Genomic DNA, 22533 nt, shown 5'->3' with positions numbered 1-22533 from the left:
GAGCGTCATGGATCACAGTGCTTGCAAATGGTTGTCAAACGACATCATATGCAGTTGATTGTCTTTGATAATACGCTCAGAGTGTTCAGCATCATTTGCCTCCAGTGTTACCTTTGGTAAAGCATTTACTCTTAACGTGGTTAACTGACCTTGACCGTCACTGACAATAAATCCTGTCGGCTCAGTATGTTTATCAATTTTACTCATTGAAGCACTAGAATTGGCTAAAACTGAAGCCCCTGCACAATCTGGCAAGCTTACATCATCAATTAGCTTGCGAGTATGTAAATCATAAATTGCCGCACAGCCACCAATCGGCGTGGTCACACACAGTAAGTTGCGCTTACTATCCACCGCCACGCTAGCGATATATTGGTGGAAACGTTGCCATTGATTGTTTGGCATAGTGAGTGGTGTAAAGCTGGCGTCACCACGTTTATGAGTCAGCACTAACGGTACATTGATATGTTTTTCACCTTGGAACTGAATACCGATCATCACTGTGCCGTCATCGTGCATAGCTAAGTGGCGCACACTCATCTGATTATGCTCTGGAGTCACTTGCTCAAGCAATGTGCCATCATGACGATTCAGATAAACCAGTGATGGTCGCATGGTATCTAGATTTAGCTCTTCGCGTGAGGCCTGCTCGGTTTTGATACCACCATTTGCAATGACGAGCGTTTCGCTATCAGGATGCATAATCAGTTCATGCGGGCCGATACCATATGAATCAAACTCTGCTACTTTTTGATAAGCATCATGGGCATCATAGATACCAATTTTGCCTGCCAAACTCACCGTGTCATTCTCAGTTACGTAGAGCAAGCTGCCATCTAAGCTATAACAAGCATGACCATAAAAGTGACGGTCTACATCGGCTGTAAACGCATGTTGTACTTGCCCATTTGACGTATTAAGCACCCAGAATCTTTCGCTTGGACGACGACCCATGACGACGACATCACGTCCTTGATCCACATTGCTATGCTGAGTTTGAGCTTCAGATACATTGATAGGCAGAGGCTGAACAACGATGTCATGGACGCGCTCAGGCATAGTCGTCTGCCAAACAATTTGTCTGTCAGCATCAATACCTACTACGCCAAAGTCATGCTCATTTTGGCTTGATGTGGCATGATCTTTTGGCAGTGATGCGACACCACTGACCCAGCTGACTGGTCGCGCCAGCATCGTTGTCGTATGCACAGCAGCAAAGTCAGGCGTGTTACTTTTATCATCACCTATAGCATGATAAGCCTGCTTCCATGTTGCCGCTGCTTGCTCGCAAGCATAACGTAAGCGCGAAAGCTTCGGCGTTGAAACAGGTGCCGCACTTAATGCTTGCAACTGCGTACGAATACCATCTACATAATCTTGTAAACTGGCATCTGGATGCTGCTGCTTACGATGACGATGATGAATACCGACCAACGCCGCCGTGCCAACTGCTGTCAACACTGAAGTCGCCAAAAGCTCATGAGCTGACGAAGTTCTCCCAGACCGATTAGACCTGTTCATCTGGTCATGAGTCTGGGCTGTTGACACTGCTGTACTCGCTTCGATAGTAGACATTGTCTAATCGCCATCAGTGCTGTTAAAACCCACACGGATACCAAGTGCTGGGATTAACTGACGTTTAATCAGACGAGTGACATCAGTCAGATGATCGTATAACGCTTGTTGATCGTCCTTATTCGCTTTTGACAAATCTTCTGGCATTTGCGCCAATAATGCGGTTGTGTCAGCCAATGCGGTCGATAGATTATCTGAAACTTTGTTTTCATCATTGCTACCAAGAATAGCCGTCAATACTGGGTCAGTCATGGCTTTATTAATCGTATCTAACTTAGCATTGATGATAGCGCGGCTTTGACCAGCAGTAGCAGCAGGCAAATGGCCTTTTGCCTTACCTGTCAGACCGAGTGGCTGATCAATGGCGTTAGATTTCATGGTCTCAATCAATGATAGTAGAGAATTAATCCACTGATTTAGGCCTCTATCGCTTTCTGCTGTTTTGTCTATCGCCAATAGATCAGTCGCATTTTGCTGCCAGTTTTTCTCGATGTCTTTTAGACGCGTGCTCAACGCACTACTGGCGCTAATCACATAAGCACACTGACTAGCGTCTAGACTTTCATTAGCAAACAAAGCCTCTTCCAACCCTGGCACACCTTGTACGATAGCACTCTCACCAGCAAGCTGCTCTGGCGTTAGTTTTGGATTGGCAGCGATTAAATCAGCCACGCCACTGTGTACGAGTCCGCGCTCGTCAGGATAGTAGTTAATGTATAGATTGCTCATACTAGCAGTCGCAGGACCAAAGTTGACCATCTCAGCACTTGACCATGCTTGTGCCAACACTAGCCACTGTGCACGTAATGCTTGTAGCTCATCGCCACTTACGGGTGCTTGGGTACAATGCTTCTGCGCCAATTCGTTCAATAGATCGCTTTGCTTGGCTGCATCAGCATACGCAGGAATCACGATATCGTCTGCCACATGCGTCAAGTACGTTTTTGCAGTCTCAGGGCTGATATCTACTGCAACGATTTGCTCAGTAATTTCTTCGCTGTTTTCTACTGAGCTGTCGGTAGCTGTACTGTCTTGCACAACTTTTTGGCTGTCTACATCTGCAGCTTTGTTGTCATCGGCAGGTTTGACACAACTGATCAGCAGTCCAGCACTCAATGCAGATAGCGCCATTGCCAAAGCGTGGTTTATTTTCATAGGTTTCTCGGTAATGTTATAGGTAGTAATTTATAGCGTTTTTATGCTGACTTTATAATAGCGACTTTATTACAGTAATTTTATTATAGCGACTTTAGGAACGCATTAAGCTCTGCGCGACCTTGTTTGTCCAACTTCAATACTTGTTGCTTTTGCTTTTCGGCTTCTCCGCCATGCCACAAAACCGCTTCCATCAACGTACGGGCACGGCCATCATGTAAAAACGTTGCTTGAGGATCAACCGTTTGTGCAAGTCCTACGCCCCAAAGTGCTGGCGTACGCCACTCATAAGAATTGGCTAAAAACTCAACTTGGGCACTTTTCGGTGGTAGCTTACCAGCAATCGTACGATCAGCGAGATCATCGCCCATATCGTGCAACAGCAAATCTGTGTAAGGATAAATCACTTGGCCATGCTGCTCAAGATGATCATCGTCGGTTTTTGGCAACTGATATCTTGGCGTATGACAACTTTGACAACCCATATCATAAAAACGCTTTTTGCCAGCCAGCACAAGCTTATCATCTGCATTACGGCGATGCGGCACTGCTAAATTGCGAGTATAAAACTCTACAAATTTCGCGACCTCATCGTTTACTTCCACAGGTGATTTACCATTGCCCTGCTCATCAGCACCTGTCGCTGCATTTAGACAAGCGGTCTGCGTTGGCATACAGGATTCGTTCGGACGGATGTTCGACGTCAGACCCATGTCTTCGTTAAAGGCACTTTGGTTCTGAGTAATAAGTTTGGTTTGACCCGCTTTCCACCCAAATCGTCCAAGTGCACGCTTGCCCGTTTGTGGATCCATGACCCAGTTAAATTTACCACTGATATCACCATTGCTACTGTCGCTGGCTTGTTTTTTAATGTCATCGTCAGGTATTTGCTCTAGTAGCCCAAGCCCAATCATTGGTAGCGCCACACGGGGTGATACCATCATGTCATCGTCAAAAGCGCCGTAACCAGGTTTAGTCAAATTAAACGTTGGCGCACGTAGTGTCTCAACATATCCGTCAGCAAAGGTAACTGGTTTGTCTGTCCACTGCACTGCGATTCTTGCTTCAGCAGGCACGCCCTGAATACCGCGATCTTGTAGCTGGCCACCATACATAGGATGAGCCACCTTTTCAATCAGCGAATCCTGTAGCTGCTGGCGTTGCTCATCGGTCGTCGCTGGCATAGACAGACGAATTAACAAACTATCAGCATCGTCATCGGCAGTCATCGGCGCATGACCGCGCCCATCTTTGACATGACAAGACTGGCAAGCGGCCACATTAAATAATGCGCCCAGTCCATCACGACTATCAGTACTAGCAGGAGCAACGACCCATGGCTGCTTAAAGAACGCGTTACCAATAAAGAACGATCCTTTTCGAGAAGCTGCTAGGTTTGATGAAGGCTTCGAGTAGCTCTCAGCACTGCTAATGCTAATACCAGAATCACCGCCCTGCTTGATCTCTTGTGGGTCAAAGCTTACCAGTTGCTGCATTGGCACGCCTGCTAGTGTTTCTATATTTTTGACGTGTTCGGACGACAGCGATTGGCTGCTTTGATTACTTGAGGCCTGCTCTGAAGTATCATCAGTAACATCGTCAGAAGTATCGTCAGAAACGCTATCAGATGGTTGACACGCACTGATAGCCATTGCACTGGCGATAATTAGCGCAAGCTTAGAAGGTATATGTCGTAGGATTTGAGTAGCAAGAGGAGAATCAGAGGGGTTAACATAATTGGCGTTCATAGAAATTAATTGCCTTAGCGCTAGAGTAGAACCATGAAAATTTTGTCATACCATTTCATTATATGTCGTCACAATCATTGCTTATCGACATATAATGAGACGGTACACCAGCCAATTGGCTCATTTAATGCTCGTAAAAATGCGTTGCCAACGGTGGCTGACAACGCACGTATTATATCTAATCTAAGTATCTAATAAACAGCGGCTACTGACCTATAACGACTAATAAAACGTCGCAAAGCCAATGAAAGGCTTTTAAATAAGCGCCGCTAGCTTATAGATAAGGGCCGCTAGCTTAAATTTTTCTTAAAACTGTGACCCTGCATCTGCGTCTAGATTATCGATTCCAACTGCTTTTGCAGCGTTCTCGATACTGGCTGTGAGCTCTTGTAAGCTAGTGATGCCCGCTTCAACCCATCCACGACGGACGTTTTGTTCTTCAGCAGAGATACCTTCTTGGCTAGCTTGACCGACAGTTGCAATCATCTGGTCAATCTTGATGCCGTCTTTTTCGCCTTTTTCAACGATAACGTTGAACGCGCCTTCTACTTTGTTGAACTCAGCAGCCAATTTATCAGCAGCTTCTGTATGTCCGTTATCCGTCAGATAATCTTTGATACCGTAGCCGCCCACTGTCTTACCAGCGACTGTTGTATAGCTACCATTAAAGACGTTTTGGATACCGCGCGCATTATTGGCATAGCTTAAATGAGTCAAATCACTAAAGCATTCGTGCTCATCTTCGGTAGAACCAGTAACAAAAGCGACCTGCATACGCTCAGACGCAAGCTCACCTAATGCTAGGCTGCCCATTTGATACATAATTTGGCGCAGACCATTATCATATTTACGCGCTATCAAATCACTACGCAAGGTATTCTCAGTGTCAGGCTGCCACTGGGCTTCCATCGCGGTCAGATCATCAACCAATAGTTGAGTTGCAGCAGTTAAGAATTCCCCGCGGCGCTCACAGATACTGGTATCTTCATTGACGGTCTCACCACTAGTACACTGTCCGGCTTCAGTCGCATAGTCAGTGACTGGGCGATTACCTGCGCCTTCTTTTACGCCATTGTTGTCTTGACCCCATAGCATAAACTCAATCGCATGATAGCCAGTCGTTACATTGGCTTCACTACCACCGATTTCATTCATTTCTGCGAGTAGCTCAGGTGTGATTGTACTGGTATCTTGCTTGATACTACCGACAGTAATGCTGTCGCTATTGATAATGTTCTCTTGGCTGTTATATTCGCCTTCGTAGTCGTCACCGACATAATCAATTAATGCTTCATCAAGTGGCCAAGCATTGATCTGCCCTTCCCAGCTATCAATACTGTTGATAGCACGTTTATCATTGGCAGTCACAAAGCCTTCATCAAAACGGAAAATCTCAGTTTGTGAATATGGTTGACGTGCTGCTTTATAGGCAGCTTTTGCAGCATCAAGGTTTTTTTGTGTTGGAGTGGCTACGTAAGTTTCTACCGCAGTTTGTAGTGTTTTAGCCGTTTCCAACGAATCTTTATAAGCGGCGTGTGCCATATTTGCATAACTGATAATCAATCTATCAATATGTGCTTTTTCGGCAGCAGTCATCTCTGAATTATCCGCTGTCTCTGTGTTTGCTACTTCTGTTTGCGTTTCTGTCGCAGCATTGGTGTCTTCATCGGCTTGCTTTGTACAGCCCGACACCATTAACAATCCTGCAAGTGCAACAGCTAAAGTAGTTGGTAAAAGCTTACGGCTCGTTACTGTGGTAATCGTCATACATATCCTCAAGAAATATAGCAAAAAATTCGTTTTGGTTAAGTAGCCTCAATTATTTTGATAATCAAGCCATGTTACAGCAGGCTATCTTAGCCATGCACATTGACTCTCAGTGCGCACGATAAGACGTTTAATATTGCATTGATAGCAAACACTGACAAATTATAGTGTTATTGATAATCATTATCAATATTTAATTTAATATTAACTATATCTATCAATCATCACTGTTTTATTCAAACTGAAAACACAAAAAAAGAGCCAGCATATTGCTGACTCTTTTTAAAATATATGTGCTCAAATATCTAGCACATACTTAATAGCTATATAGCTATTTATTAGTTATAGCTATTGATTAGTTTACGCTCTGTGGTGCGTTAACTGTTAGCTCAACACGGCGGTTTTGACCACGGCCATATTCAGTGTTGTTGTCTGCGATTGGACGTGACTCACCGTAAGCAACAACGTTTACACGGTTTGAAGCAACACCGCGAGCTGTTAAGTAGTTAGCAACTGAGTAAGCACGATCACGTGACAGACCCATGTTATAAGATGCAGAACCTTTGCTATCAGTGTGGCCAGCGATAGTGATTGTGTTTTGGTTGTACTGGTTCATTGTTGAAGCAAGCTTATCAAGCGTTGGCTTGAATGATGAGCTAAGGGTTGCATCATCAAATGAGAACGTGATGCTACCTGGCATAACCAAATCAATGTTACCAGTAGTTGGATTTTGCTCAACAGTTACGCCTGTACCAGCCATTTGCTGCTCAAGCTGACGAGCTTGACGCTCCATGTAGTAACCAACGCCTGCACCTAGTGCTGCGCCGATAGCTGCATCACGACCAGTTTTGTCGCCGCCTGTTGCTTTTGAAATAGTTGCACCACCTGCTGCACCAACTAGACCACCTAGAGCAGCTTTGTTTAGACGCTGTTGTCCAGTGTTTGGATCTGTTGTACAACCACTAAGTGCTAAACCTGATGCTACTGCTGCAATCATTAAAGTATTACGCATAATATTTCCTCTTAAGTTTAAAAAATCGTGCTTTTTATAAAGATTGTCCATTAATCTTTTTTAAGTACTTATCTACATTCCCCATTATTATGGCAACTACAACCTATCTCTGTGTAATATTTTGTCATGCCTATGTATGAGAAGTGCAGGTTATACTTCAATGATTTTATAGGTCAAATCTTCGCGCCTTGCTACCACTAGTCACGTTTACAACCGTACACTACAACATGTTTCTGCTAAAATTATATTGCTGAGTTTGTCGGCTTTAAATAGTCATAAATAGTTAACATTATTGTGCTTTCGAAATAACTTGGCTATCAAATATTGGCTATTGAAAGCCTAGCTACGATAAATTCAGCGACATACAGCTTATTATTAATCAGATAGACTGAAAAGGATTGAGCATGCGATTGACATCTACCATTCGAAAAATGCATAAACGTTCGCCTACATTGGGTAAAGCTGTGTCGCTGGCAACAGCCACTGGTGTCATCGCCGCCAATAGCTTCGGTGGTAGTATTCCTTTATGGCTAATGGGCGTTGGTAAAGTCATTACTGGCGCTTCTATTGCAGATAAAGCCGTCATCAAAATTGCTACTCACTGGATCAGTAGCAACAGTGCCTTGATCGATAACATGTTGCCTCGCAAAGATTGGCGTATCAACTTACCCGACGATATTCATACCAATGGTAAATACCTGCTAGTGAGCAATCACCAATCATGGGTCGATACCAGCATCGTGCAGTATATTGGCGAAAAACGCTTGCCACTCACGCGATTTTTTACCAAGTTTGAGCTGATTTACATCCCTATCGTTGGTCAAGCTTTTTACTTTTTAGATTTTCCAATGATGCGCCGACACTCAAAAGAAGCCATTGCCAAAAACCCTGCGTTAAAAGGCAAAGACATCGAAGAAGCCAAACGTGCCTGCGCCCTACTAAAAGACAAACCTTTTACCTTATTAAATTATTTGGAAGGTACTCGTTTTACCAAAGCCAAACAAGCTCAGCAAAAATCGCCTTATAAGCACTTATTGAAACCTCGTGCAGGCGGATTATCATTGGCTATCAGTGCATTAGGTGAAGATATCGATGGCATATTAGACATGACCATCGTATATCCTGATGGTGTGCCAAGCTACGGCGATCTTTGGAAAGGTAATATCAAACGCTTGGGCGTTGATTTGCGCTACATCGATATACCAGATACGTTGTTCGAAAGTATCAAGCAAGGTGGCTACGAAAATGATGAAGACACAAAAGCTCAAATGTTCGACTGGGTTGAACAAGTGTGGCGTCAAAAAGATGAACGTATTAGCACTATGTTGGCAGACTTTGAAACCAACCCTAAAATGCAAGATGCCTAATGAGGATGCTCAGTAATACTAAACTGGCTGAGCGTTAAATTTTATCAAATACCAAGCACAGTCTATGCAAGCGTACTAAGTAGTAAATGTCGATGTAATAAATATCGAGCACGAGTTGAAAAGTTATTGAGGAACAAAGCTACGGGTACGAGTGTCACAATAGTCATATCTTACTTATGATGCTTACTCTTAAAACAGCCATGCATCATAAGTAAATTTTAATCAAAGATGGGTTGTGTTTTAGCCTTATTCATTGATAATGTGACTAAACATGAACTCATAGAGTTTCGATGTCTACTTTCATAGTAATTGGTAGTAAATATCGATTTCTGACCCATTTTTTGTGCCACTTATTACTTATAAGGTATGACTGTGCCCACCTCTACTACTAGCTCGCCGTTAGCTACCGAATCTATTTTGAGTCAGCCTCCTTATCCAATAAGTGATGAGCCACCAAAACCTAACCATCCAAAGCCGAGTCGCTTTAAGCTCACTTACGATATTGTCATGGTTATTGCGATCAGTATTGATCTGCTATTGATCAGTATCGATGCTATTTTGATGAGCAATTTTAGTAGTAATGCTGCAGAATGGCTAACCATCAGTGAAGCGCTCAATTGGTATCAGAGCACTCTACATGATCCTCTACGCAATGCTGGAGGGTTTTTTACTATCTTTTTGATCATTGAGTTGCTATTGCGCTGGGCAATTGCCATCAAACAAAAAGTCTATTATCGCTGGTTCTTTTTTCCCTTTGTTCATTGGTATGAAGTATTAGGCTGTTTTCCGCAGCTACGTGCTTTGCGACTGCTGCGAGCGGTCGTTATTGGACGACGTCTATATCAGCTTGGCTATCAAGTACTGCCGCAGACGTGGATCAACCGAATCAAGTTCTACATTGACCTACTGTTAGAAGAGCTCTCCGATCGCGTTATTTTGACAGCGATACAAAACTTTCGACAAGAGCTAACCAGTTCAGACACGCATAAATCATTCATCGAGTCGACGATTGCAAAAAATCGAAATGAAATTGAAGCGGCCGTACTATCGGTGCTGCGTACAGAGCTTGCACCGAAGCTGCAGAAACTGACTGCCTCATCAGGTGGTGGCAGTATATTGGCGAGCGAAATGGGCAATGCTATTGAAGAAGGGTTGGCCAATACACCTGAGTTGCGCCGCTATCTACGCATGATACCTATTGCGGGCAGCCTGATTGAATCACAGCTACATCACGTCGGGCACAATATCGGTGAGAACGTCGTAAATGCATTAAACAAGCGACTTTTAGACCCTAAGCGCTTGGATATATTAATGATGGAAATTGCTAGCAGTATTGCGCAAATAGATACCAATAATACAGCGCTAGATACTTTAATTTCTAGTATCATTGATGACAGTTTGACTGCGTTTGAAGCGCAAGTAAAAGTGCAGCAATGGAAACACCAAGATATGCTAAATCTATAGTTTAGCTATCTAATAGCATGATGTAATAAGAGACATAATACCGTGACAGAATTATTTTTAAGGGTTTGTATATGACAGTTTCAGCTAACGATAACCAGACTGCACCAGCGCTAGCTTTCTACGGCAAGATGCTGACGTTTTCACGCGTACAGTTTAGTACAAGCGATCTAGCAGCTATAGAAGCTCAGCTAACTGAAACGCTCAGTAATAAATCGAGCAATATCCCTATCCTTATTGATAGTGACGTTGAGCAGGATTTATCAGCACTAGTAGAGCTGTTATGGGCATGGGGATTGCAGCCTATTGGCGTGGTGACAGGTATGCTTGATGCGCAAGCACGTGAGCAGCGCTTAGCGATATTTCCAGCAGATGGTAAGCGTATTGAACGTATATTACCAAGTAAAAAAGCCTCTATCCCTACCCAACTATCAGCAGAGAATGACAACGCTGAAGCAGTTAGTGCTAACAACGTCGATAATGCTTCTACCACGAGCGAACCTGCCACTGAAACCACACTATCTAGTCTGCCAACCGAGACATTGGTAAGCACTCAGCATATTACTAGCTTAATCTATGATCAAATGCTGCGTTCAGGACAAAGCCTCAATCATGTTGGCGGCGACTTAATTTTGACCAGTAGTATCAATAGCGGCGCTGAAGCGATTACTGACAATAGCTTACATGTATATGGCCGTGCACAAGGGCGTTTGGTAGCAGGCGCAACAGGGGATAAAGATGCCCGTATATTCTGCCAAGTCTTTAATCCGTCATTGGTATCAGTAGCAGGAACTTACTGCTTGCGAGATAACTTACCTGAGCATGTTATCGACAAGTCAGTGCAAGTAAAATTTGTAGAAGGCGAAGGCTTAGTATTTACCGTGATGGATGAAGCTTAAGACGCCATTAAAAATAATACACCGTGAAGTGACTTTATAGAAAACTAAGGTAGTTAAGCTGCTCTATTCGACAAGCCAAAAACCATATTTATGACCCTACCAATACCACGCAAAGAGGCTAATGGAGCGATACATAGGTTGTTTTTCTGCTTTAGTATCGACCTGCTATAAATTTTTGTTTATTTATGCTAGGCTAGCTTCGAAGATAGTGTATATATGTTAGGTAAATAACATGTAATTTTGCTATTTATATAAAAGATATCCCATTGATTCATAGGAGTGTGCCATTGTGGCGAAGATAGTTGTAATCACTTCAGGTAAAGGCGGTGTGGGTAAAACCACGACAAGTGCTTCTTTTGCCGCTGGTTTGGCGTTACGTGGCTATAAAACAGTTGTTATCGACTTTGATGTAGGTCTACGTAATCTAGACTTAATCATGGGTTGCGAAAACAGAATTGTTTATGACTTCGTAGATGTCATCACTGGAAACGCGCGCTTGTCGCAAGCACTTGTCAAAGACAAACAGCTTGAAAACCTATATATCCTGCCAGCCAGTCAGACGCGTGATAAAGACGCATTGACCGACGAAGGGGTATCAGAGGTGATGGCTGAACTCTCAAAGCAGTTTGACTACATCATTTGTGACTCACCTGCCGGTATTGAGCGCGGTGCACAGCTAGCGATGTATCATGCGGATGAAGCTATTATTGTCACTAACCCTGAGATTTCTTCAGTGCGTGACTCAGATAGAATCATCGGTATTCTGCAAAGTCAGACGAAGAAAGTAGAAGAGAACCAAGGCACTGTTCGCGAGCATTTAATTATCACTCGTTATAATCCTGAACGTGCGGCTGCCAATGAGATGATGGATATTGATACTATCTCAAATGATATCCTAAAAGTTCCACTACTTGGGGTTGTTCCTGAGAGCCATTCAGTGCTCGAAGCGTCCAACCATGGCGAACCAGTTATTCATTATACCGACTCTGTTGCTGGTCAATGTTATGAAGACATTGTCGCCCGTTTCTTGGGTGAAGAGCGTCCATTACGTCATATTGACGTGAAGAAAAAGAGTCTATTACAGCGCTGGTTTGGAGGATAATGATGACTAAGAAAAAAGGATTTTGGAGTAGCCTATTTGGTACTGACGACAACAGTAACGCAGGTAGCGCAAATTTAGCAACTGAGCGTTTAAAAGTTATCGTTGCTAGCGAAAACAGATTGAACAATCGCTTAACGGTTGATCGTATCGAAAAAATGAAACGTGAAATCTTAGAGGTTGTGAACAAATACGTTAACGGTGTGCAGATTGATGATGTCAATATTAACCATCGTTCTGAAGACAGCTTAGATGTGTTAGAGATGAATATTAATTTGCCTGAGCATAAAAAATAACGTTCTAACAGTACGTATTTCTACAATGAATAAAAAAAAGCCCCAAGTTTGATACTTGGGGCTTTTTAATGTTGATCGATTATAGATTATTTCATACGGGCAATAAGATTGTCTTTTTTGACAAACTGATGGTATAACGCGGCTGCTATATGCAAGACCGTAAAACCAATAATCAGTGGCCAGATAATCTCAGTATGCAAGTTATTATAAAAACGAGCCAAACTTCTATCTGGGGTCACAAATACAGGGATTTGAAAGATACCAAAAATATCAACCGGACGACCGCCATATACTGCCATCAGTAAGCCAACCATTGGCATAGCAATCAGTATGGCATAGAGAGCAAAATGTGACAGCTGAGATACGAGCATTTGCCATTTTGGCATAGCTAACGGTGGTGGCGCCTTAGTAAAAATGCGGTTGATGACTCGGGCAATCATCCAAAATAATAGGCTCACGCCGAACGCTTTATGATATCCAATAAACAGATTGCTATCTAAATTCTCATATAGCAGTATCATTATCCATGTGGTTAACAGTAAGGCTGCACTAATCCAATGAAAAATACGGCTACTAACCGACCACTTTGATACATTCGAGTTGGCATTATTCATGAGTGACTCTACTACCTTTATCAGGAATTATCTCTAATCAGTTTTATAAGCCAGCTAATGCTCTTCAACAGATGAAGTCATTAACATTACTGGCTTACTATTTATAGAATGGAGAATACCTTAAATACAGGTGAGAATCTAGCCATCCGAATCAATCAGGTGGTGGGCTATTTTATCCAAATCTGGCACTAAGTAGATTTCGTCATCAATCATCACTGTTTGGTATAGGTAGGATGAGACGTCATTTTTATCAAAATACTCTTCCCTACCTTCGATATTAGCACCACTAAATTGTTCCGGTGTTTCTACATCTTTCACTTCAGAAATTCGTGCTTGCAGCTGACGCAAATCACCTGCCGCCTGTAAGGCAAAACGGTGATCAGTCGTATTACCTTCCAAAACAACCATTTTATCTGGAGTTTGATCTTGCAGTAGCAAATGAAATACAGCCAAATCTTGCTGTTGCCAGTCGTATCTAGAAACCTGCTGCTGAGACTCATCCACACTCAAAATTAGGCTGCTTGGAATGATCCAGTCCGGCTGGTTAACTGCTGGAACAATAGTGACGTCAAGCATACCGTTGTTGGTAGTCAACAGACTCACAGCCTCAAACGAATGTTTTAAAATTTGTGTCATACGTCACTCGCAATAAGTTAATGTGAATGGCTATCTGCCCTTTCACCAATGTAATCGGTTAGTTTTTTTGCTAAATCGGTAGGGCTACCAACAAAATTGCAATACCCTGAGTCAATGATAGCCTGAGGCTGACTTGGACATGCACTCAAGCTCGGATCTTGTGCCCATAATTGACTGTTATTGTCTTGGATTAAGTCTAGATACTGAGAGCCATCATTACCCATACCTGAAAATATAATATTAATAAGCTCGCTACCATGAACATCACTGGTATTTTTGAGCAGCTGCCCGATTGCAGGCTTATATTCACCATGCCAATCTTGATCCAATAGTATCACGCGACCTGTTGAATCACAGACAACCTGCTTATCAATAGGTACTATCAGACACTCTCCTGCTCGTAGCCGCTGTGAAGAAGCGATAATCTTACAGCGCCAGTCATTATGACGATTAAGTATGCGGGGCAACGTACCAATCATAGCCTGATTAAAATGATGTGCCAATAAAATACAAATTGGCAGTGTGGCTGGTACGTTATCTAAAAACTCTTTGACAGCACTAGGACCACCCATAGAAGCACCTAAAAATACGACATAATGCCAGTCAGTAGCGGTACTCTTGTAAGCTGGGGCATCTACTAGTGTTGGTAAATCAAGCAACTGGGCAAATTTACGCTTTAACTTACGTTGCCATTTTGCATATTCTTGCGATTCGTTTAGATACGGTGCTTGACTGAAGCCTACTAGTACTGCTGCTGGTTTGGATGCCACCGTCGCTATTGCCACACTGTCATCATAATCACTGTCTATCAGCCAAATATCGATAGTTGAGTTAGAAAGCTCACCTGTTTCCTGCCACTGTGCTCGTGACACACAGCCGACTAGCATAAAGCCGAAACCACGTACCGTATCTGAAAAAGCCATGCGCTGGCGGTGGTCTTCTGCCACCACCATCACTTTAATATCGTTTCTATTTTTTTTTCGCAGCGCTAAAACACGTGCATTATCCTTCATTAGTCAGGCTGACCCCTTCACCTAGTAATTTTTGCATTTTATCAAGCAGCTCTTTTTCTTGGAATGGTTTACCCATATAGTCATTCACACCAATCTCTAAGGCACGCTCACGATGCTTTTCACCAGTACGTGACGTTATCATAATAATTGGAATTTGCTTTAGACGGTTATTATGTCTGACTTGAGTGGCGACCTCGAAACCGTCCATACGAGGCATTTCGATATCAAGCAATATCATGTCTGGTGTCATATCTTGCAATATCTCAATTGCGTCAATACCATCTTTAGCGACTACCACATTGAACCCTTGGCGCTCTAAGAAACGTGAGGTTACTTTACGCACTGTCACTGAATCATCAACCACTAGAATGGTAGATTTAGACTCTATACGTCCTCTTTTAGCATCAGCAGCTTTCGTAATATTCTTGACCAATTGCGCATTACGCATAAGAGCAATTAGATCTAAGATGAGCATGACCGAGCCATCACCCATGATAGTAGCAGCTGAAACCCCTGGAATATTTGACAATTGTTGACCTAAAGGTTTGACAACAACTTCTATGCGCGAACCTGCAATCTGATCCACTTGCAAAGCAATATTCTGTCCGGTACGGTTTTTAATAATGATAAGCGGTAAGCTGGTATTGGTATTTACGACCAACTCATTTAATTTATTGCCTGATAAGATTTCATTTAGATAGCGTACTCGATACTCAGTGTCTTCAAAATTCAATGTGGCATCATTTGATTGATAATAGTCATAAAGCTTCTCTGGATTCACTCGAACCACGCGCTCAATCTGTACCAATGGAATTGCATAGTAGCGATCTGCAGCACGAACAACCAATGCGTCAGACACGGCTACCGTCAATGGTAGGCGCATTGTGAAACTTGAGCCTTTACCCAACTCTGAAACGACGGATACTGAGCCACCTAGTTGACGAATTTCACTAATAACAACATCCATACCAACGCCGCGTCCAGAAATCTGAGTCACTTGCTGACTCGTACTCAATCCAGCGTTGAAAATATATTGCATAATATCAAGGTCTGACAAACTATTATCGTCTGCATCAATTAGCCCCTGAGAAATGGCTTTGCTACGTACTGCTTCAACATCAATGCCTCGCCCATCATCTGTTAATTGAATGACGATTTCACTACCTTCACGATGCACTTCAAGGGTGATACGGCCGCTACGCTCTTTGCCTGACTTCAAACGGGTCGATGTGGTTTCAATACCATGGTCGACAGCATTACGCAACATATGCTCAAGCGGTGACGTAATGCGCTCTAGGATGGTTCTATCCATCTCGTCATCAGCATTAATGATGGTCAGCTCAACAGACTTATTAAGCTCGTTAGCTGTTTGACGTACGATACGTTCAAGACGTGGTGTCAAGCGCGTAAATGGCACCATACGTGAATTCATCAAACCATCTTGCAGTTCAGTCTGAGTACGAGACAACTGTAACAGCAGACTTTCACTATCACGTGTCTTTTCTAATAATGTATGGTTAATATCAACCAAATCCGAGGCCGACTCTGTTAAAGATTTAGACAGCTGATTTAAAGATGAGTATTGATCCATTTCTAGAGGGTCAAAGTCTTCATTATCGATGAGATCCTCATCTATCTGAGACAAAATTTGTGCTTCTAGCTCGATCTCCATACGACGTAGCTGATCTGCCAAGCGTTGTACTGTCGTACCCATCTCTTCAATACTGTTTGTTAGACTACTGATACCCATATCGATACGAGCACGGTTAATCGCTGACTCACCAGACAAATTAATCATGTGCTCAATCAAACCACCTGAGATACGAATCATCTCATTACTACTAGCGCTCTGATCTTCCTCATGAGTATCTCTAAGCATAGACGGCATTTCACTGATATCTTTTGCAAGATACTGTGAATCTTGGTTTTCTTTGGCAATTAGGATTGCTTCACGCTGGGCTTGTAGAGACTCTTTAGGTATCGTTTTTAGGCTATCAGGGTTTCTACCAAACTGCTCCAATGCTTCAATCAACAACGTAGGCGTTGGTGGATTAACATGTTGTTGGAGAATAAATACTGCATCAGCCAGCCAGTCATGACTTGCAACCAGTAATTCTAATACTTTTTTGGTGGCTGGACGTCGATTACTGACGAAGTCTGTATAAACTGATTCCATTTCGTGAGCTAAGTCAGCGATACCAGCGGCAGTGACCATTCGTGCGCCACCCTTTATGGTATGCAAGTCACGTTGGAGTGCTTGTAACGCTGTGGTATTACTCGTGTCTTTTAAAAACAAATGCAGATACTTATTACGATTGGTAAGCTCTTCTGCTTCTTCTAAAAATACCGCTAATATATCAGGATCAGGGAGTCCGTTAGCCCATGATTGTTTAATCATGCTATCTAAACTTAGGGTACTCAATGCCTCATTATCACTGTCAACAACATTGGCAGCAATGCTACGCTCTGTAGGTTCAAAATGATTTTTTGGCACTGGTATGACTAGATCGACTACCTCTGGTAACACTTTTGCTTTTTCAAGCTGGCGCAACTGTTCAATCAGCTCTGGAGTAAAGAAAGATTTCTTATGACTCACAATATGCATCACTTGTAGTGACATCGTGTCTTGCACCATTTGCATGATTTCAAGCCACTGCGCGGTTGGCGCTCTTCGGTTCTCTACAAACGACTCATAGACACTTTCTGCTTCATGGGTCAAATCGCCAATACTACGGATACCAGCCATCCGTGCACCGCCTTTAATCGTATGCAAATGACGCTGTAGAACCTTTAGCGCATTGACATTGGTGATATCGGCACGCCACTTATTGAAGCTTTCATCTAGTGCAGTATCAAGCTCTTGTGCTTCTTCTAAAAATATTTCTAATAGCTCAATATCAGTGTCAATGGTTTCGAACTGTAGGTCAGTTGCTGGAACAACTCTAACGGTGAAGCCAACGTCCTCGTTCTCATCCCTTTCTTGATAAATACTCTGTAGATCATCAATGACTTGTTTATCTATTTTTAAAGATGTACTTCCAGCTAAAGCATCAAACAAGCCTATCAGCTGAGCATGACCTGCGTGCAATATTGCTTGAATGTCTTGATTTTGAGCTTTATCGATATGATTACTCAAATAACGATACGCATTACCTAGCTCATCTAAAATTATGACGAATTTTGGGAATGCTTGTGCTTTTTTCATTAGAGAAGCTATTTGAGAGACTTGCTGCTCTATATAACCTTGAATATACTCTATCTCAGTATGATTCAACGCATCATCTAATTCCCACTCAGCATCGAGTAACGTATCAATATTACTGTCTAATAACTCTTCTATCGTCGGTTTCTTATTGATCATGACAGTAGTGTCATTAGCCACGTATTGCTCACCAAGCATGGCTTGCAATGACGCTATATCATGCTGACTCTGCGACCCATCGTCCTCTGTTGATACATCGTGCTGCTCTATATTTTGCTTATAGTTATTTAGATAACCCTCTATTAATGTGGCTGACTGGGCTAATGCTGCTAAGTGCTGAGCATTCATGCCTATATCTTGTTGTTGTAGTGACTCCAAGCTATGCTCGATGGTCGCACTGACTTCACTGATAGCGGCCAAAGCACTAGAGCCCGAAGCGCCGCGCAAAGTATGAAATGCGCGTACGATTTCATCTGTGATTTCTATATGACGCTGTTCTCTATTGTCTTTGACAAACTGTTCGATACAGTCAAGCAGCTCTTCTGCTTCATCAATAAATATCTTACAAAATGCTTTTTCTTCCTCAGTTTGAGGAGTAAGGACAATTGCTGCCTCTGCCATTTTTTCATTGACCGAACGAAAGGTCTGTAATGTAGAGTCTATAGCTTCATTACTGTCGTCATCATAAGCATTGTCAGTCTCAGTTGTATCAGACAATGGCATTGTTTTTTCAATCTTATCTATAGAACTATCTATTGACTGTGCAAACAACGCAGAATAACTAAATTCATTACCCTGCTGTTTGCTATACGCATCAGCACACGCAATCCACACTGGAACTACAGCTGGATAGTCTTGAGTACCCTGTTCAAGTGCTATGAGCATATCAGGATAAGCTGCCAATACATCTGTAATTAACTGCCTCATATCAGCTGAGATAGCGACACTATTATCTAAAACACGGTTAAGCATGTTTTCTATAGACCATGCCAGCTCCGCTGTATAGTTAGCGCCTACCATGCGGCCCGAACCTTTCAAGGTATGGAAACCACGGCGAATATCTTTCAAGCCCTCTAGATCGGTCGATGTCTTCTGCCAGCTTTCATACAATGGCACAATTTCCGCCAATACTTCATTGGCCTCTTCTATAAATATCTCTTTGATATCAGGATCTGCATCGTCGGCATCGGCTGGTAGTTGATTAGTCTCTCTAATAAAAGGTACAAGACTTTCTGGAATATCCAACGTAGATAGATATTCGTTGGTATTTGCTTCCTTGTTATTCGAGTCAGTAACCAACTCGGTACTATCGTTATTAGAATCGTTATCAGCATCATCGATTTCTAGTAGCGATTTTTCTAATTCTGCCTCATCTGATATAAACTCTTTAGGAGCAAGTTCAGCTAGCGTCAATCCAGTGTTGACCGGCTGCTGACTCATAAGATTACTACTTTGTAAAATAGTAATCGCAGGGTCGAAGCTTGGTGGGCGCTGCGCTGAAAAATCTGCTACCAACGCTGGTAGAATTTTTGTAGTTTCAACCACTAGATTCACAACATCATCTGTTACTGGCAATGTTTTATCTAATAAACGATTTAGTAGGTTTTCAATTGACCATGCTATCTCACTGATACTAAAGGCACCAACCATACGGCCTGAGCCTTTTAGAGTGTGAAAACCTCTACGCACTTCAGTCAACGGTGTTAGATCTTGTGAGTCTTGCGCCCAGATAGAAAGAAAATCTTCAAGATCAGTAATAATTTCAGTCACTTCTTCAATAAAGATATCGTGGACATCTTCATCTGTTTCGAAGTTATCAGGCTTCACATGTTCACGAGCCTGCTTTAGTGCATCACTTTCAGTATTGTTGGACAGACTCACACTATTTTGTTCAACTACATTTGCATCGTCTATATTGATAACAGGGTTAATTTCACCACTATCATCATAACGTACAACATTCGTCGCAGCTGACTCTTGAGCGAATACAGTCTTGTTAATCGTTGCTGGTGATTCGATATCAGTATCAAGAAGCTGTGTTGCTCTGGCCGTATGTTCATTTGCTAAAGTGAGCAGCTGCTGATCAAAAACCTGCTGTGCAAGATAATCAAGTAATAGCTCAATAGACGTTAAGCTTTCAGCCAACGCCTGCACCAAACTCCAGCTCGGGGTAGTAATATTACGAGTAGTTAACTGTGTAAATAGACTACCGATATCATCCATAGTATGACGAATTTCTGGCAATTCCATATCGTCAAAAGCTTGACCAATACTGGTAAAAGCCGTAGACGCTGGTAATAACCCAATATCTTGATGTTGTATATAATCGTTGAAATTTTGCTTTATCTCTTCTACTGCAATTCGAAGCTCACGTAGGCCATCATCGGTAGGAATAGAGTCATGTTTACTTGTTAATTCTGTCTCATTACTATTCATCACTTCAGGCAAAGTAGCAAAAGAGGTCGCATCACCAATCTTAAGAGAAATAGTTTGTTCAGTACTATAAATAGCGTTGTATAACTCTTGCAGCTTGCGTTCAATTTGCCATTGCTCTTGCGCAAAACTTGTTTCTGATACGAGAGACTGTTTCAAATCTACAAGAATTGATTCCACCTGAGACACATAGTAAGTCCAGCCTCGGTTTTTGAGCTGTTCTCTGATATGTTGTAAAGGAGCTACCAAGCTATCTGGATCATCCAGTTTGAAAATAAGCGCATCGAGCTGAGTTAATAATTGCGGTAAAAAACGAGACGCTGTCGTGCTACTTTGAGGTACTTTATCCAAAATAGACTGAGTACGTTTGCTACTGTGCGCTAGATAACTCAATTCGACATAGATTGCGGTGGTCAATCTTACAACTATAGTTGAAGGTACTTCATTTGATTGGGCACAAGATTCTATGACTTGATCAAGCTGACCTAATAATGGAGCATAACGCTCAGGAAGTGGTTTCTCGTTTTGGGCCAGATCGCTTAGCAGTAATTCGGTTAAACACCATAGTCTTTGTAAACCACTATCTTGTGTTGTCTGCCTGAGATACTGGCTAGCTTTTTCTAAGGTACTGAGTGCTGACGACTGATTTGTATTAGTGATCAGTAATGCTTGTACTTGCTGACGCCATACGAGTAGCAACTGCTGACACTGTTCACTTGTCAAGCTAGCAGTAGCTTGTTCTGTAGGTAGGGCGGCTTCAATATTATTGATAATATTTTCGTTATTCGCATGATCGTTTGCGTATTCATGCTGAACGTCACTAACATTTACAAGAATGTCAGTTTCTATATCTCGTTGAGACAAAGCTTGGGTCAGCTCATCAATTGCTCTACTTATTAGACCTCTATGATAGATTCCTGTACGCGCATACTGATTAATCTCTCGTTGTAATAATCGATGAGAGAACTGACCTATACGGCGCTCTTTAATAGAAAAATCGTCACAACTTTGTAATCCTGCGAGTTGACTCAACTTGCTAGCAACACCTGCTAGTAAAGGTAGTTTAAGTATGATGAGCGCACCATTAACCTGATGATAACTTGATATTAGTTGCTCATGGTCGATGCTAGATTCACCTAATTGCCAACCGTCAGATATCTGTGTTAACTGCTGATTGAATAATGGTAGCAACCACTGAAACGTCACTATGTCATTGGGCTGGTTTTTCATAGGTTTATCCTAACTCGTCTATGCACTAATTTAGGCACTAATTTTTTGCCACACATTAACCTGTGGGTGCGCAATGCGGCGCATATTTGAAGGACGCCAGAACAACGCCTCACCTGGAGCCAATATAATATATCCCTCTAACGCGCACTGCTCTGATAACCGTGCCAAAATATCACGCTGATCAAATTTACGAAAATATAGCAGCATGTTTTGGCAAATAATCACATTCTGAAGATGCGTAGTGGGTGGTTTTTGTTCAATAATATTGTGTACAGAAAAATTGACATGTGGCTGCAATACAGGCGCTACCTGCCAATTCTCCTGCATACTATTAGCCGCTTCTGGTGTGTCAGGCTTCGATCTGTTTAATGTACTCTTAGAAGGCAGCGGCTGAACGAACGGCTGACACGATTGCGGGATTAAAGTTTGTTGCCTGTTATCGTATTGTCCCAACCGTGCGCTTTTAATAGCCTCTTCGCTGATGTCCGTCCCTAATATTTCATAGTCTTGACATCGCTGTGCGGCCAAGCTCATGGCCAGTGACCAAGCTTCTTGTCCACTTGCGCAGCCAACACTCCAAATACGAAACAAACTATCAATGTTGCCTGCTTTACGATGCTGCAGTGCATACTCTGTGACAAAGTCGATAGAGGGTCTATGTCGAAAGAAGCGACTCTCATGAATGAGTACTTTATCTAGCAACTGCTGACGCAACTCATTATTTCTCGATAGTTGATACCATAATTGTTGAACACTCAATCCGTTCGACATCGCCGTACAGTCGATTGCATTAGCCAGCCACTGTAGCTGTATGTCTGGCAGCACAAATCCAGTCTCTTGCTCTATGTACTTCTGCCATCGCTGCACATCCAAACTGTCGACTTTCATCAAAGTATTACCCAATGTCAGATCAACTGTATTAAGCAGATGATTTGGCTTATTAACGTTATTTAAGCTAGATAAATCATCTACTATAATTACGGCTTCTTTTTATCATTCTTGGTACAGCAACTTTGTTCAATATAC

At 42.4% G+C, this 22533-nt stretch carries 15 protein-coding genes; 5 read left to right on the top strand and 10 right to left on the bottom strand.

Annotated features, from left to right (window positions below; all coding sequences use genetic code 11):
• Window positions 1–12: 12 nt before the first annotated feature.
• From ACTXGF_RS15895 to ACTXGF_RS15875, 5 genes are all read right to left on the bottom strand, one after another.
• Window positions 13–1575: a DUF1513 domain-containing protein gene (locus ACTXGF_RS15895; protein ID WP_443535117.1), complete on the bottom strand. Its 1563-nt coding sequence runs from the start codon at window positions 1573–1575 to the stop codon at window positions 13–15.
• 3 nt (window positions 1576–1578) lie between these two features.
• Window positions 1579–2730, bottom strand: a complete 1152-nt coding sequence (locus ACTXGF_RS15890; protein WP_443535119.1) for an imelysin family protein — start codon at window positions 2728–2730, stop codon at window positions 1579–1581.
• Window positions 2731–2813: 83 nt separating this feature from the next.
• A complete protein-coding gene (locus ACTXGF_RS15885; RefSeq protein ID WP_443535121.1) occupies window positions 2814–4478 on the bottom strand; it encodes a di-heme oxidoreductase family protein in 1665 nt (554 codons plus the stop codon).
• A 306-nt stretch (window positions 4479–4784) separates the two neighbouring features.
• Window positions 4785–6245, bottom strand: coding sequence for an imelysin family protein (locus tag ACTXGF_RS15880; RefSeq protein WP_443535123.1), 1461 nt, complete (start codon window positions 6243–6245; stop codon window positions 4785–4787).
• A gap of 355 nt (window positions 6246–6600) precedes the next feature.
• Complete coding sequence (locus ACTXGF_RS15875; protein ID WP_057761553.1) at window positions 6601–7257, bottom strand: YiaD family glycine zipper/OmpA-like lipoprotein; 657 nt, start codon at window positions 7255–7257, stop codon at window positions 6601–6603.
• A gap of 404 nt (window positions 7258–7661) precedes the next feature.
• On the opposite strand from ACTXGF_RS15875, the gene yihG reads away from it, so the two are divergent.
• The 5 genes from yihG to minE all read left to right on the top strand — a co-directional run bounded on the left by yihG (window position 7662) and on the right by minE (window position 12379).
• On the top strand, window positions 7662–8624 hold the full coding sequence (yihG, locus tag ACTXGF_RS15870) for a 1-acylglycerol-3-phosphate O-acyltransferase, YihG family (RefSeq protein WP_443535125.1): 963 nt from the start codon (window positions 7662–7664) through the stop codon (window positions 8622–8624).
• A gap of 366 nt (window positions 8625–8990) precedes the next feature.
• Complete coding sequence (locus tag ACTXGF_RS15865; RefSeq protein WP_443535127.1) at window positions 8991–10088, top strand: hypothetical protein; 1098 nt, start codon at window positions 8991–8993, stop codon at window positions 10086–10088.
• A 71-nt stretch (window positions 10089–10159) separates the two neighbouring features.
• Window positions 10160–10984: a septum site-determining protein MinC gene (minC, locus tag ACTXGF_RS15860; RefSeq protein WP_443535129.1), complete on the top strand. Its 825-nt coding sequence runs from the start codon at window positions 10160–10162 to the stop codon at window positions 10982–10984.
• A 289-nt stretch (window positions 10985–11273) separates the two neighbouring features.
• Window positions 11274–12086: a septum site-determining protein MinD gene (gene minD / locus ACTXGF_RS15855; RefSeq protein ID WP_057761560.1), complete on the top strand. Its 813-nt coding sequence runs from the start codon at window positions 11274–11276 to the stop codon at window positions 12084–12086.
• 2 nt (window positions 12087–12088) lie between these two features.
• Window positions 12089–12379, top strand: coding sequence for a cell division topological specificity factor MinE (gene minE / locus ACTXGF_RS15850; RefSeq protein WP_057762631.1), 291 nt, complete (start codon window positions 12089–12091; stop codon window positions 12377–12379).
• A gap of 86 nt (window positions 12380–12465) precedes the next feature.
• Here minE and ACTXGF_RS15845 read toward each other — a convergent pair whose 3' ends face one another.
• The 5 genes from ACTXGF_RS15845 to ACTXGF_RS15825 all read right to left on the bottom strand — a co-directional run bounded on the left by ACTXGF_RS15845 (window position 12466) and on the right by ACTXGF_RS15825 (window position 22395).
• The gene (locus tag ACTXGF_RS15845; protein WP_443535131.1) at window positions 12466–12993 is read right to left on the bottom strand and encodes a cytochrome b; all 528 of its coding nucleotides are present in this window, start codon (window positions 12991–12993) and stop codon (window positions 12466–12468) included.
• 138 nt (window positions 12994–13131) lie between these two features.
• Complete coding sequence (locus ACTXGF_RS15840) at window positions 13132–13629, bottom strand: hypothetical protein (protein WP_443535133.1); 498 nt, start codon at window positions 13627–13629, stop codon at window positions 13132–13134.
• A 17-nt stretch (window positions 13630–13646) separates the two neighbouring features.
• Entirely contained in the window at window positions 13647–14642 is a 996-nt protein-coding gene (locus ACTXGF_RS15835) for a chemotaxis protein CheB (protein ID WP_443535135.1), read from the bottom strand.
• On the bottom strand, window positions 14632–21507 hold the full coding sequence (locus tag ACTXGF_RS15830) for an Hpt domain-containing protein (RefSeq protein ID WP_443535137.1): 6876 nt from the start codon (window positions 21505–21507) through the stop codon (window positions 14632–14634). Before ACTXGF_RS15830 ends, ACTXGF_RS15835 begins: the two co-directional genes overlap by 11 nt.
• Window positions 21508–21537: 30 nt before the next feature.
• Window positions 21538–22395, bottom strand: a complete 858-nt coding sequence (locus ACTXGF_RS15825) for a CheR family methyltransferase (RefSeq protein WP_443535139.1) — start codon at window positions 22393–22395, stop codon at window positions 21538–21540.
• Between the last annotated feature and the right edge of the window lie 138 nt (window positions 22396–22533).

The organism is Psychrobacter sp. 1Y6 (genome assembly GCF_052258385.2).
In the GTDB taxonomy this organism is placed as follows: domain Bacteria; phylum Pseudomonadota; class Gammaproteobacteria; order Pseudomonadales; family Moraxellaceae; genus Psychrobacter.
This window is presented reverse-complemented; position numbering and strand designations above follow the sequence as displayed.

Excerpts from the sequence above, each read along its gene's own strand:
- ACTXGF_RS15895 (WP_443535117.1), bottom strand. The coding sequence starts at position 1,575 with ATGTCTACTATCGAAGCGAGTACAGCAGTGTCAACAGCCCAGACTCAT.
- ACTXGF_RS15890 (WP_443535119.1), bottom strand. The coding sequence starts at position 2,730 with ATGAAAATAAACCACGCTTTGGCAATGGCGCTATCTGCATTGAGTGCT.
- ACTXGF_RS15885 (WP_443535121.1), bottom strand. The coding sequence starts at position 4,478 with ATGAACGCCAATTATGTTAACCCCTCTGATTCTCCTCTTGCTACTCAA.
- ACTXGF_RS15880 (WP_443535123.1), bottom strand. The coding sequence starts at position 6,245 with ATGACGATTACCACAGTAACGAGCCGTAAGCTTTTACCAACTACTTTA.
- ACTXGF_RS15875 (WP_057761553.1), bottom strand. The coding sequence starts at position 7,257 with ATGCGTAATACTTTAATGATTGCAGCAGTAGCATCAGGTTTAGCACTT.
- yihG (WP_443535125.1), top strand. The coding sequence starts at position 7,662 with ATGCGATTGACATCTACCATTCGAAAAATGCATAAACGTTCGCCTACA.
- ACTXGF_RS15865 (WP_443535127.1), top strand. The coding sequence starts at position 8,991 with ATGACTGTGCCCACCTCTACTACTAGCTCGCCGTTAGCTACCGAATCT.
- minC (WP_443535129.1), top strand. The coding sequence starts at position 10,160 with ATGACAGTTTCAGCTAACGATAACCAGACTGCACCAGCGCTAGCTTTC.
- minE (WP_057762631.1), top strand. The coding sequence starts at position 12,089 with ATGACTAAGAAAAAAGGATTTTGGAGTAGCCTATTTGGTACTGACGAC.
- ACTXGF_RS15845 (WP_443535131.1), bottom strand. The coding sequence starts at position 12,993 with ATGAATAATGCCAACTCGAATGTATCAAAGTGGTCGGTTAGTAGCCGT.
- ACTXGF_RS15840 (WP_443535133.1), bottom strand. The coding sequence starts at position 13,629 with ATGACACAAATTTTAAAACATTCGTTTGAGGCTGTGAGTCTGTTGACT.
- ACTXGF_RS15835 (WP_443535135.1), bottom strand. The coding sequence starts at position 14,642 with ATGAAGGATAATGCACGTGTTTTAGCGCTGCGAAAAAAAAATAGAAAC.
- ACTXGF_RS15830 (WP_443535137.1), bottom strand. The coding sequence starts at position 21,507 with ATGAAAAACCAGCCCAATGACATAGTGACGTTTCAGTGGTTGCTACCA.
- ACTXGF_RS15825 (WP_443535139.1), bottom strand. The coding sequence starts at position 22,395 with ATGAAAGTCGACAGTTTGGATGTGCAGCGATGGCAGAAGTACATAGAG.